Source organism: Gracilibacillus timonensis (assembly GCF_900086715.1).
GTDB classification, from domain to species: Bacteria; Bacillota; Bacilli; order Bacillales; family Amphibacillaceae; genus Gracilibacillus; species Gracilibacillus timonensis.
In genome coordinates, this window is the sequence record NZ_FLKH01000012.1 from 1,265,316 (window position 1) to 1,277,969 (window position 12,654).

The 12,654-nt window shown below is 40.2% G+C and carries 11 protein-coding genes; all 11 read right to left on the bottom strand.

The genetic code is table 11. The annotated features are described in order from the left end of the window. Window positions 1–148: 148 nt before the first annotated feature. Window positions 149–418 carry a 30S ribosomal protein S15 gene (gene rpsO, locus BN6556_RS17165; protein WP_066193735.1) on the bottom strand — a complete coding sequence of 90 codons (270 nt, stop codon included), beginning with the start codon at window positions 416–418 and terminating at the stop codon, window positions 149–151. A gap of 129 nt (window positions 419–547) precedes the next feature. Then, window positions 548–1,492, bottom strand: a complete 945-nt coding sequence (locus BN6556_RS17170) for a bifunctional riboflavin kinase/FAD synthetase (protein ID WP_078060234.1) — start codon at window positions 1,490–1,492, stop codon at window positions 548–550. Between the two features lie 22 nt (window positions 1,493–1,514). Beyond that, window positions 1,515–2,414, bottom strand: a complete 900-nt coding sequence (truB, locus tag BN6556_RS17175) for a tRNA pseudouridine(55) synthase TruB (RefSeq protein ID WP_066193739.1) — start codon at window positions 2,412–2,414, stop codon at window positions 1,515–1,517. Between the two features lie 170 nt (window positions 2,415–2,584). Then, on the bottom strand, window positions 2,585–2,935 hold the full coding sequence (gene rbfA, locus BN6556_RS17180; protein ID WP_066193742.1) for a 30S ribosome-binding factor RbfA: 351 nt from the start codon (window positions 2,933–2,935) through the stop codon (window positions 2,585–2,587). Between the two features lie 100 nt (window positions 2,936–3,035). Next, window positions 3,036–3,314, bottom strand: a complete 279-nt coding sequence (locus BN6556_RS17185) for a DUF503 domain-containing protein (RefSeq protein ID WP_078060139.1) — start codon at window positions 3,312–3,314, stop codon at window positions 3,036–3,038. Beyond that, window positions 3,314–5,374 (bottom strand): translation initiation factor IF-2, encoded by a 2,061-nt coding sequence (infB, locus tag BN6556_RS17190; protein ID WP_066193746.1) that lies wholly within the window; start codon window positions 5,372–5,374, stop codon window positions 3,314–3,316. Before infB ends, BN6556_RS17185 begins: the two co-directional genes overlap by 1 nt. A 4-nt stretch (window positions 5,375–5,378) precedes the next feature. After that, window positions 5,379–5,699 (bottom strand): L7Ae/L30e/S12e/Gadd45 family ribosomal protein, encoded by a 321-nt coding sequence (locus tag BN6556_RS17195; protein WP_066193749.1) that lies wholly within the window; start codon window positions 5,697–5,699, stop codon window positions 5,379–5,381. A gap of 1 nt (window position 5,700) precedes the next feature. Further along, window positions 5,701–5,970, bottom strand: a complete 270-nt coding sequence (gene rnpM, locus BN6556_RS17200) for an RNase P modulator RnpM (protein ID WP_066193751.1) — start codon at window positions 5,968–5,970, stop codon at window positions 5,701–5,703. 12 nt (window positions 5,971–5,982) lie between these two features. Further along, complete coding sequence (nusA, locus tag BN6556_RS17205; RefSeq protein WP_066193755.1) at window positions 5,983–7,131, bottom strand: transcription termination factor NusA; 1,149 nt, start codon at window positions 7,129–7,131, stop codon at window positions 5,983–5,985. Between the two features lie 20 nt (window positions 7,132–7,151). Next, entirely contained in the window at window positions 7,152–7,619 is a 468-nt protein-coding gene (rimP, locus tag BN6556_RS17210) for a ribosome maturation factor RimP (protein WP_066193757.1), read from the bottom strand. A gap of 377 nt (window positions 7,620–7,996) precedes the next feature. Next, window positions 7,997–12,283 carry a PolC-type DNA polymerase III gene (locus tag BN6556_RS17215; protein WP_066193761.1) on the bottom strand — a complete coding sequence of 1,429 codons (4,287 nt, stop codon included), beginning with the start codon at window positions 12,281–12,283 and terminating at the stop codon, window positions 7,997–7,999. Window positions 12,284–12,654 lie beyond the last annotated feature (371 nt).

A 12,654-nucleotide genomic window follows, 5' to 3' on the forward strand; every position in this document is an offset into this window, starting at 1 on the left:
ATATTTATTATTTTAGCATTGTTTGTCGTATATGTAACGGTAAGACTTTCATTATTATAGTATTTTCCCAATACCTCATGATTTAATCACACATTCTATTATTTTTTTGCATACAGAAAAAGCGGGATAACTCCCGCTTCACAACTGTTTATCGACGTAATCCTAATCGATTGATTAGTTCACGATAACGCGCAACATCTTTGTTACGAAGATAGTTCAATAAATTACGACGTTTACCTACCATTTTTAATAGACCACGGCGTGAATGGTGATCCTTCTTGTGTGTACGCAAGTGGTTATTCAATGTATTAATTTCCTCAGTAAGGACAGCAACTTGAACCTCTGGAGAACCAGTATCATTCTCGTGAGTTTTGAATTCATTGATAATTTCATTTTTACGTTCTTGTGCTAAAGCCATCCTATTCACCTCCTATATTATATAACAATTGAAACACCGATCCCCTAGCAATCGTCGGAGAAATCGAATTGCCAAGTAGATGGTTTCCGTATTAAAGGTTACACCTTTTTGCATAAAAAAGCAAGAGTTTTACGAAAGAGATTCAAAAAAATCACGTGAATGTCGTTCATCTTCCTTCAGTTTGGCAATTAACGCATCCACTCCAGTAAATTTCTCTTCGTCTCTTAAGTGTTTCCGCCAATAGATCGTCACGTTTTCACCATAGATATTATCATCAAAATCAAAGATGTGCACTTCCAATTTTTCATTCTCTCGATCATCCGTGAAAGTTGGGTTATATCCGAGGCTGGCCATGCCATAATGCACATGTCCATCTATCTTGATTTCCACAGCATAAATACCAATAGCCGGCAAATAATAATTGTCATTAATACGAATATTGGCAGTTGGATAACCGATCGTACGACCTCGCTTATCACCGTGGATAACCTCACCGGACATTGAATATGGCCGACCTAATAGTTGTTCTACTTGCCCGACATGTCCTTGTGCTAATGCCGCCTTTATTCGTGTGGAGCTGATTTTCTCATCATTATCATTAATTTTATTAATCATGGTTACTTGCAGATCATCTCCAGCAAGTTTCTGGATATTCTGCATATTGCCTGCCCCTTTATGTCCAAACGTAAAATCATAACCTGCAACGATATGAGTAATATGCAAATCTTTTACAAAATGCTCAAGGAAATGTTTGGGAGATAGTTTTGCCAAGGTATGGTCAAAACGAATAATATATAAATAATCAACATCCAATTCCCTAATCGTCTCGATCTTTTCTTCAATCGGCGTAATATACCTTACCGTTTCCTGTTTTCGTTGTAAGACAACAGAAGGATGTGGATCAAACGTTAGCACAGCGGAAGCTCGACCGGATTGATCTGCTATTTGCTTCGCCTGTTTAATTACTTGTTGATGTCCCTTATGAATACCATCAAAAAAACCTGCTGCCGCTACTGTTTCTCGTAAATTTTCCCGTTTTAATGAATGGGGATAGGTCAATGATTTTATTTCCATATCTTTCACCTGCTTTCTTTCCTTAAGGTTTCCATACTCGTACGGGCTTTATTTCCTGCTTTGTCTCATGCCGTTGATAAATAGCAAGTAACTGCTCATTTCGCAACATTTGAAAATAGGTCGTATCCGGCATCTTTTCGGGCAAAGGAAGCTTCTGACCATGCGCTATTTTTGTTGCGGTGATGTCATCCACTTCAATACTATCTAAGTGTGTTAACCCTGCCGTTATTGGTAAAAGTGGAAGCGATGCTTCTGTTTGTACTTTTTCTGCTAGTTCGGCTAAGGTAATAGCGTTTTGTTCAGTAAAACCCGCTGTTCCTTGGCGAACCAAATTGGCCATATGAGCAGGATAACCTAAGTCTTTTCCGATATCTACACATAGTGTACGAATATAAGTGCCTTTAGAGCAAGTAACCTCAAATTCAATGGTTTGCACGTTCTCTACTTTATCATAATTAGTTGCTAAAAATCGAATATCATGGATGGTGATCGACCGTAAAGGACGTTCTACGGTTTGATCTTCCCTAGCATATTCATACAGTTTTTTACCCTTGACTTTTACAGCTGAATACAAGGGAACCTGTTGGGTTATTTCTCCGCAGAAGCGTTGTAACGTCTCGCGAATCTGTTTAGAGGAAACAGGGGCTGGGACTGCCTTTTTGTCTTGAATCGTTCCTGTATGGTCTTCGGTATTGGTTGATAAACCTAGGCTTGCTACGGCACGATAGATTTTTTTGGTATCGGTGAGATAGGGCACTATTTTGGTTGCTTCTCCAATACAAAGTGGTAATACCCCTTCCACCTCAGGATCTAAGGTTCCGGTGTGGCCTACCTTTTTGGTATGCAGCAGTCTGCGCACCTTAGCAACACAATCATGGGAAGTCATCCCCTTTTCTTTCCATAATACTAATATACCATTCATGCTTGTTCCTCGCTTTATGTAATAATAAGAAAACCAGAAGCGCGTCTGCTATATCCCACAAAAGCCGCGCAAACTCTAGCATGATACAATCTGTATCTGTTAATCTCTTCTATATTAGTTCATTTGACGATTAACCATTGGAAAACCCTTGTCGGAACAAGGGTTTTTTATCAATCGTTGGGTCCGTTTAATTCTCTCAGGATATGCTCAATGCGATTGCCGCGCTCAATGGTGTCATCAAAGTCAAAAAACAGTTCTGGCGTTTTTCTTAAACGGATTCTTTTACCAATTTCCGATCGAATAAACCCCTTCGCTTTTGCTAAACCGATGAGCGTCTCCTGTTTCTTATCTTCATCACCCAATACGGAAATAAATATTTTCGCTTGTTGTAAATCACCTGTTACTTCTACATCTGTAATCGTCACAAAGCCTATCCTTGGATCTTTGATCTTTCGAGAAACGATATCGCCAAGCTCTTTTTTCATCTGCTCGGCCACTCGATTAGAGCGTAATTCACTCATTCCAATCACCTCTTGTGTATGGTTAAACTTTATAGCTGAGTGGCTTGATTGGTGTCCCTTCGATTAGCGAGCAGGATCCCCCTCACTAATCGAAGTTACCCTATCTCTGTTCCACGTTCGTTATCGTGCGCTCCGCTTCCCCAAATGAATCCATTAAGTCAAATGCTTGTTGTAACACATGCTGATTGATTTCATTCGATTCTGATACCGTTACGAGGGCTAGAGATGTACGCTGCCATAAATCCTGATAAGCGATTTCTGCCACTGCTATATTTAGTGTTTGACTTAGTTTTTTCTTGATTCGTTTTAAAATCGACCGCTTATCCTTCAAGGAATGGCAAGTTGGTAAAAAGAGTTCTACTTCTGCATAAAGCAGCATTATCTCTCTACTTCCTGCATGACATACGCCTCAATAATGTCACCTTCTTTAATATCGTTAAAGTTCTTGACGGTAATACCACATTCATAGTTTTGCGCCACTTCTTTCACATCATCTTTGAAGCGTTTTAAGGTATCAATTTCTCCTTCAAATATAACCACACCATCACGGACAAGACGAATGCCGGCATCTCTCGTTACTTTTCCGTCTGTTACATAACTTCCGGCAATCGTGCCAATCTTAGATACCTTGAAGATCTCACGCACCTCTACTTGGCCAATTACCTTCTCTTCGTATTCAGGATCAAGCATACCTTTCATGGCTGCTTCTACCTCTTCGATTGCCTTGTAAATCACTCGATGCAGACGAATATCCACATTTTCTATTTCTGCCGCCTTCTTCGCATTGTTATCTGGACGGACATTGAAACCGATCACTACCGCGTTAGATGCAGAAGCAAGGATAATATCTGATTCTTTAATCGCACCAACTCCGGTATGAATAATATTGACCTTCACACCTTCTACATTGATTTTCTTCAGGGAAGCGGCAAGTGCTTCAACAGAACCTTGTACATCCCCTTTAATGATGACATTAATATCTTTGATTTCCCCTTGTTTAATTTGTTCAAAGAGATCATCCAGACTGACGCGTGATTGAGAACCTCGTTTTTCTTCTAATTGACGTTGTTGTCTCATTTCGCCGATTTGACGTGCTTGCCGTTCATCATCAAACACAACAAACGTATCGCCGGCTAGTGGCACATCATTTAAGCCGGTGATTTCTACAGGTGTTGATGGCCCTGCTGATTTGATTCGTTTACCTAAGTCATTGACCATGGCACGTACTCTTCCGAATGTATTTCCGACTACAACCGGGTCTCCTACCTTTAACGTTCCATTTTGAACGAGTAACGATGCGACGGAACCTCGGCCCTTGTCAAGCTGTGCCTCAATGACGGTACCATTCGCTATTCGATTGGCATTGGCTTTTAATTCTTCTACTTCAGCAACGAGCAGAATCATTTCCAAAAGATCGTCAATACCTTCTCTTTTAATAGCAGAAAGCTGAACGAAAATGGTCTCACCGCCCCAATCTTCTGGAATCAATTCATACTCGGTTAATTCCTGCATGACGCGATCAGGGTTAGCCCCTTCTTTATCCATTTTATTAACAGCGACAATAATAGGCACTCCGGCAGCTTTTGCATGGTTAATAGCTTCCGTTGTTTGTGGCATAACACCATCATCTGCAGCTACGACAAGAATCGCAATATCGGTAACTTGAGCACCACGAGATCGCATGCTGGTAAATGCTGCGTGACCTGGTGTATCAAGGAAGGTTACTTTTTTGTCATTTTCCCGCACTTGATAAGCACCGATATGTTGTGTGATGCCACCGGCTTCTCCTTCGGTTACTTTCGTATGACGGATCGCATCTAGTAAAGTCGTTTTACCGTGATCGACGTGCCCCATAATGGTAACCACTGGAGGGCGCTCTTTCAATAGCTTTGGATCATCTTCCTTAATATACGTAGAAAGATCTGCTTTATCGACCTCTATTTCTTTTTCCAGATCTACACCGTATTCTGCACAGATCATTTCTAATGTATCGTCATCCAAATCCTGGTTTTTGGTTGCCATTACCCCTAGAAACATTAATTTCTTAATGATTTCATTGGCTCCTTTATTTAATTTCTCAGCCAACTCTGATACGGTAAGCGTTCCTACATAGGTAACCTTTTCAGGCATCTTTGGTTGAGTGCCTTGTTGTTTGGCAGCTGCTTGTTTTGGCTTACCTGGTCCATTCTTTTTCTTATTTGGCTGATTTTGCTTTTTGTTATGGTTGGCATTGCGTTGTTTATTATTTGACTGCTTGTTGTTATCTTTAGTAGAAGCTGGCTTTGCTTGAAAATGTGCATCTAGTTTCGACTTCATTTCGTCTGTAATAGTGGACATATGATTGGAAACTGGTGCCTTTAACTCCTGTAATTTATGGATAATTTCCTTACTTGTTTTGTTTATTTGTTTTGCATATTCATATACTCGTATTTTTGACATACGTTCACCCCCGAATATTATCATCAAGTAATGCAGCTAGCTTCTTGGCGAAACCTTGTTCATGTATAGAAACAGCTACACGTCCTGATCTTCCTACAGCTTGTGAGAGCGTGTCGCGATCAGCCACATAGTAAAAAGGGATTCGATAATACGTACATTTATCGGTCAGCTTCTTACGTGTCTGATCACCAATATCACTTGCAATAAGGACTAGCTTCGATTTTCTTACTTGGATTTCTTTGACAATCTGTTCTTCACCAAACGTACATTTCCCAGCACGCGTGGCAAGACCGATCAGGTTTAAATACGCTGATTGTTGCTCCATATTATTCGCCTGCCATCGCTTGACGCAATTGTTCATATATTTCATCTGGTATCTCTATTTCCAGCTGTTTAGCTAAGACACCCGTTTGTTCAGCTTTCACGACAGTTTCGAGATGTTTAGAGATATAGGCGCCACGACCGTTTTTCTTGCCCGTTGTATCAACAAATACCTCTCCGTCTTTCGTTTTCACCACACGGATTAAATCTTTTTTTGGAAACATTTCCTGTGTCACGACACATTTTCTCAATGGTACTTTTCGTTTTTTGGTCATGTAAATGCCTCCTTACCTAAATAGATCTTCATCCATGTCTTCGTATGATGTTTCATAATCTAGGCTATCTTGATCGTTTAATGAATCATCTTGTTCTTCCATATCTTCCTCGGTGATAAGCCCTTCTTCCTTGGCTTCGGTTTCACTTTTGATATCTATTTTCCAGCCAGTTAACTTAGCGGCCAATCTGGCATTTTGACCTCGTTTTCCAATGGCTAACGACAATTGATAGTCAGGAACAATGACAGTGGTTGCCTTCTCCTCTTCGTCTACTAAAACACGAATCACTTTCGAAGGGCTTAAGGCGTTAGAGACGTAAACCACTGGATCCTCTGACCACTGGACAATATCGATTTTTTCTCCTTGCAATTCATCCACAATCGTTTGCACACGCTGACCTTTTTGTCCAACGCATGAACCCACTGGATCCACCTCTGGATCATCGGCATAAACGGAAATTTTAGATCGATCCCCTGCTTCTCTAGCCACTGACCGCACTTCTACTGTGCCATCATAAATCTCCGGTACTTCCATTTCAAATAATCGTTTTAACAAGCCGGGGTGGGTTCTAGATACAAAAATACTCGGACCTTTGTTGGTATTCTCCACCTTGGTTACATATACCTTAATTCGGTCATGAACATGATAAGACTCTCCATCAATGCATTCGGCCTCTGGTAATTTTGCTTCTACCTTCCCTAGGTTTACATAAACAAAGCGACCGTCCATACGTTGGATCGTTCCATTCATAATATCTTCTTCCCGATCAATGTATTCGTTGAAAATAATACCCCGTTCCGCTTCCCTTACACGTTGTGTGACCACTTGCTTGGCAGCTTGAGCGGCAATTCTTCCAAAGTCTCTAGGTGTAACCTCAATCTCGATGACATCACCAATTTCATAACTTGGACTTATTTGATGTGCTTCTTCCAACGATATCTGCTGTTGTTTGTTTTCTACTTCTTCTACAATATCCTTTTGGGCAAAGACACGCATGGAACCAGCGTCTTCGTTTAAATCCACCCTTACATTAGTAGCGGACTTAAAATTCTTTTTGTAGGCAGAGATTAAGGCTGCCTCTAATGCCTCAATCAAGATGTTCTTATCAATACCTTTTTCCTTTTCCAAATAATCAATCGCATCGAACAACTCTCTGTTCACCAATATTTCCCCCTTTTTTATCAAAAAGTTACTGCCAACCGTGCCTTTGCAATTTTGGCAAATGGAACATCCACTTCTTTCGATTTCGTCTTTTCCTTATAGTTTATGGTAGCGACATCGTCTTTAAACGCTACCAGGTCACCTGTGAATTCTTTTTGTTTTTCGATTGGTTCATATAATTTCACATAGATATGCTGTCCAATATTTTTCTCGAAATCGGTCTTTTTCTTCAAAGGTCGTTCGACACCCGGTGAAGAAACTTCTAAAAAGTAGGCCTCCTTAATCGGATCTACTTCATCCAAGACCGCACTTAACCTTTCCGATACTTGACCACATTCCTCAATATCTACTCCACCATCTTTATCAATATATACCCTTAAAAACCAGTTAGAGCCTTCTTTCTCATAGACAACATCCACAAGCTCCAGATCACATTCATTTACGATGGGGAGGGCTAATTGTTCTACTTGCTGCGTTACTTGTGACACCTTGTTCCCTCCTTTGTCTTTCGTTTAGCTATACCGTCCTGCATTAGTCAGAAACAGAATGACAAATCCCTTGCCACTGCTGGCAAGGGATTTATCAAAACCCTATATCGTTCAGTACTTCCGGCATAGAAAGAGTGAAAGTTTACTCTTTTCACTAACCAAAATCAAGTCTATATAAAATATAGCATACTCCATGGATGAACGCAAGGAATTAGATGGGATAATCAGGCATCTTCAGGGAAAAAGGAGCTAGATACGAAACTTCCAATACAGTGGATGATATAAAGCATCCAACTCTTGCAAGCAGAGTTGGATCGTTTTTCATGCTAAGCCTGCGTTCCGAACATAGACTAGAGCATTACTTTCCACATAATACCTTAAAACAAGGATAACTGATTTTTCTCTTCCATCCCTTCTAAACAGCCATGGTGGTCGAGATACTCTAAAATCGTTTTAGAAATACGGCTTCGTTCTCGCAAATCCTCTTTAGACAAGAATTCACCATCTTCACGTGCCTTCTCAATATTAATCGCAGCATTGGTACCCAAGCCATCCACTGCATTAAAAGGAGGAATCAGACTATCTTCCTCGACTAAAAATTCTGTTGCAGAAGATTTGTATAAATCGACCTTTTTGAAGGAAAAGCCTCGTTCATTCATCTCTAAAGCTAACTCCAACACCGTAAGTAAGTTTTTCTCTTTTGGTGATGCATCATTACCTTTTTCGTTAATATCTTTTATTCTTTTCCGAATGGCTTCTGATCCTTTAATCATCGTATCTAGTTCAAAGTCATCCGCTCTAACAGTGAAATAGGCGGCATAAAAGTAGATTGGATAATGCACCTTGAAATACGCGATCCGAATCGCCATCAGTACATAGGCGGCAGCGTGTGCCTTCGGGAACATATATTTAATCTTCAGACAAGAATCAATATACCAATCCGGCACTTGATGCTTCTTCATTTCTTCAATCCACTCCGGCTCTAATCCTTTGCCTTTACGAACAAATTCCATAATCTTAAAGGCTAACGAGGCGTCAAGTCCTTTATGCATCAAGTACACCATGATATCATCACGACATCCAATCACTTCTGGTAATGTACAAGTACCATTATTGATAAGCTCCTGTGCATTTCCTAACCATACATCTGTTCCGTGACTTAAACCAGAAATAATCACTAACTCTGCAAAGGTATTAGGTTTGGTATCTTCAAGCATTTGTCGAACGAACCTTGTCCCAAATTCCGGTACACCCAAGGTCCCAGTTTTACACATGATTTGTTCAGGACTAACCCCCAGTACCTCCGGCCCGGAGAAAATCTTCATTACATCTGGATCGGCAGTAGGCAATGTCTGTGGATCAATGCCACTCAAATCTTGCAGCATGCGAATAACGGTAGGATCATCGTGACCCAGAATATCTAACTTTAGTAAGTTATCATGGATTGAATGGAAATCAAAATGGGTTGTACGCCATTCAGAATTTCGATCATCTGCTGGAAATTGGATCGGCGTAAAATCATAGATTTCCTTATCATCTGGTACGACAATAATCCCACCAGGGTGTTGACCTGTTGTTCGTTTCGCGCCAGTACATCCCTTCACCAAACGGTCCACTTCCGCTTGCTTCATGGTTAATTCTTTATCACTGGCATAACCTTTCACATAACCATAGGCCGTTTTCTCAGCAACCGTACCAATGGTTCCGGCACGATAGACCTTCTCCTCACCAAATAGTATTTTTGTATAATTATGCGCAGTTGGCTGGTATTCTCCAGAAAAGTTAAGGTCAATATCCGGAACTTTATCCCCCTTAAAGCCCAAAAAGGTTTCAAAAGGAATATCCTGACCATCTTTTCTCATCATGGTCTGACAAGATGGACACTCTTTATCTGGTAAATCGAAACCACTTCCGACCGTACCATCATTAAAAAATTCACTATGCTGACAGGATGGACAAACATAATGTGGCGGCAGTGGATTAACCTCGGTAATCTCCGTAAAGGTAGCAATCAAAGAAGATCCTACAGACCCCCGCGAACCAACTAAATAACCATCATCTAATGATTTTTTTACTAGCTTTTGTGAAATAAGATAAATAACCGCAAACCCATGTCCAATAATACTTTTTAGTTCTTTTTCGATGCGTTTCTCCACCAGTTCAGGCAAAGGATCACCATATACCGATTTGGCAAAGTTATAACTTAGTTCCCTTATTTCTTCTTCTGCACCATCTATATTGGGTGTATATAAATCCTCTTTTACCGGCTTAATCTCTTCTATTTCATCAGCTAGCTGGTTGGGATTGGTAATAACGATTTCCTCTGCCTTTTCCTCACCTAGAAACGAGAAGCAGGATATCATTTCATCCGTCGTACGGAAATAGGCGTTTGGTAACGTCTGACGGCTTAATGGATTACCACTTTGTGAAGAAATTAGAATTTGCCGGTATATTTTATCATTTTCCTCCAGATGGTGTACATTACTCGTTGCTACACATGGTTTATTCAGGTCATCAGCAAGCTGTACAATATTACGAATAATATCTAACAACTGTGCCTCGTTTTGTACTAATTCCCGATCATATAAATGGATAAAATTACTTGGTGGCTGAACTTCAATAAAGTCATAAAAGCCTGCCACTTTTTCTGCTTGGTCCTTCGATTTCTGCATCATCGTTTCAAATACTTCGCCTTGATCACAAGCAGTACCGACTAATATACCCTCGCGAAATTGTTGTAACTTGGAGCGAGGAATCCTTGGTACACGATAGAAATAGTCAATATGAGCCATTGAAATCAGTTTGTACAGGTTCTTTAATCCCTCTTGTGTTGCTGCTAGCAAGGTCGCATGAAAAGGTCTTGAGCGTTGATACGCATTTCCTTCTCCCATATGCCGATTAAACTGATTATGGTTCACAATATCACGTTCTATTGATAACTTAATAAATTTCCATAATAAATATCCAGTTGCTTCTGCATCGTATATTGCTCGGTGGTGCTGCGTTAATTCAATATCAAGCTTCTTACATAGGGTATTCAAACGATGATTTTTTAATTCCGGAAAGAGGAAACGAGCCAGTTCCAATGTATCGACAACTGGATTGGTTGCCTCGTCTAATCCAATGCGTTTTAACCCTGTGTTGAGAAAGCCCATATCAAAATCCGCGTTATGGGCAACTAAAATAGCGTCTCCCATCCATTCATGAAATTCTTTTAATACATCCTCGACTTCAGGCGCGTCCTGAACCATATCATCAGTAATGCCTGTTAAATTAATCGTCGTATCTGATAAAGGGTGATGTGGATTCGCAAAGGATTCATAACGATCAATAATCTCTCCGTTATGTAACTTAACGGCCGCAAGCTCAATAATCGTATCATAAATAGCTGACAATCCCGTCGTTTCTACGTCAAAAACAACATATGTACCATCCATTAAGTCACGATCCGTTTCATTATAAGCAATAGGCACACCGTCGTCGACCACGTTTGCTTCTACGCCATAGATGATCTTGACACCATGTTTTTGTCCCGCCGCATATGCCTCTGGGTAAGCCTGAGCTACGGCGTGATCCGTAATAGCCATTGCCTTGTGTCCCCATTTTCCTGCCTGTTCAATTAGGGCAGATGCCGAAACTACCGAGTCCATTTGACTCATTAAGGTATGGGCATGTAATTCGACACGCTTATTTCCTTGATGACCCTTATCTTCACGTACAACAGAAGCTACCTCCTGAATATCTCTGGCCATCATGGTTAATTCATTACTAAAGTTATCAGTTTGCACGATGCCATGAGCCTTAATCCACATACCTTCTTTTAATTGATTAAACTTTTCCGCATCTTGATCTCCTTTGGAAAACATTTTAATCAAGAAGGAATCCGTATAATCTGTTACCTTTAATATTAATAAATGCCGACCGGAACGCAGCTCTCTGATATCGACATCAAATAAATAGCCTTGAAAGACGATATTTTTTTCTTCTTCCGTAATATCCTTCATAGGAGTAGCTGCCTCTTTGATAGGATATCCCAATTGAACTGGTCCGGTGTGTTGTTCTTTATTTGCTTGTTGAGCACGTTTTTCTTGCTGCTGGAAGGCTTCTTCTACCTTTTTACGATCCTCTTCCGCTTTTGCCTGCTGAAACTGCTCCAATTCTTCCTGTTGCTCTCCTACCTGTAAATCAATCACGTATTTACCTAAGCCTACTTTCCCACAAAAACTGTCAAACGATTGCTGGATATCTTTTTTCCAATTTTGTTCAATTTGATTCCCTACAGTTAACATAATATTATTATCGTCAATTGTTGGGTGTTTTTTTTCAAACGACCGATATTTTGGAGACGTTTGGATTAGTTCAGATAAAAAGATTTGCCAGTATTTAAATGGTTCTGTCTCATCGGTTAGGCTGGATTCCGTTTCGATCGTCCAGGATAAACGGGCAATCGAAGAGAAAGTTTCTGTTAGCTTAAAAATAAATAGCTGATAGATATCTGCTGGTAATGTCTCTGCCAGTTGGAAATGGAAATGCCATTGTTGATTGGCCTTAAATACTTCTAATTTACGGATTGCTGCTTTCTGAAAATATTTATTTCTCATATCATCGGTGATACCGATCTGCGTGGTTAATAACTGAAATTTTTCTTCTCCAGAGATGTTCATTTTCAATCTCCTTTACTATAATTTCATTTACTATTCTAACATAATTCGGTCATTTTCCATACGACGGAGTGTTTTTTATAAATTAGGAAAGTTTATAATCATTGTTGAATCGCTTTCTAGCGGTGGGAATAGGTGGAGACTTGAAAATGGTTTACAGGCTAAAATCGCAACATCCTGTGCATCGCAGGACGTGCTGAAGATCCACTTGAAAAAGCGCTCTTCTTTTGCAAGTTAGCTGAAGCCGGCCCCATGGAAAGCGGAACCTATTCCCGGAGCGCTTGCTTTGCACAGATAAAACGATCAAACTCACCACTAAGGAAAGTGGACTACTTAACATAATCTATCTTATCGGCAGTTCAATATCTACCATG

What these genes read in the sequence shown, in the direction of transcription:
- rpsO (WP_066193735.1), bottom strand. Translation starts at nt 418, where the DNA reads ATGGCTTTAGCACAAGAACGTAAAAATGAAATTATCAATGAATTCAAA.
- BN6556_RS17170 (WP_078060234.1), bottom strand. Translation starts at nt 1,492, where the DNA reads ATGGAAATAAAATCATTGACCTATCCCCATTCATTAAAACGGGAAAAT.
- truB (WP_066193739.1), bottom strand. Translation starts at nt 2,414, where the DNA reads ATGAATGGTATATTAGTATTATGGAAAGAAAAGGGGATGACTTCCCAT.
- rbfA (WP_066193742.1), bottom strand. Translation starts at nt 2,935, where the DNA reads ATGAGTGAATTACGCTCTAATCGAGTGGCCGAGCAGATGAAAAAAGAG.
- BN6556_RS17185 (WP_078060139.1), bottom strand. Translation starts at nt 3,314, where the DNA reads ATGCTGCTTTATGCAGAAGTAGAACTCTTTTTACCAACTTGCCATTCC.
- infB (WP_066193746.1), bottom strand. Translation starts at nt 5,374, where the DNA reads ATGTCAAAAATACGAGTATATGAATATGCAAAACAAATAAACAAAACA.
- BN6556_RS17195 (WP_066193749.1), bottom strand. Translation starts at nt 5,699, where the DNA reads ATGGAGCAACAATCAGCGTATTTAAACCTGATCGGTCTTGCCACGCGT.
- rnpM (WP_066193751.1), bottom strand. Translation starts at nt 5,970, where the DNA reads ATGACCAAAAAACGAAAAGTACCATTGAGAAAATGTGTCGTGACACAG.
- BN6556_RS17215 (WP_066193761.1), bottom strand. Translation starts at nt 12,283, where the DNA reads ATGAACATCTCTGGAGAAGAAAAATTTCAGTTATTAACCACGCAGATC.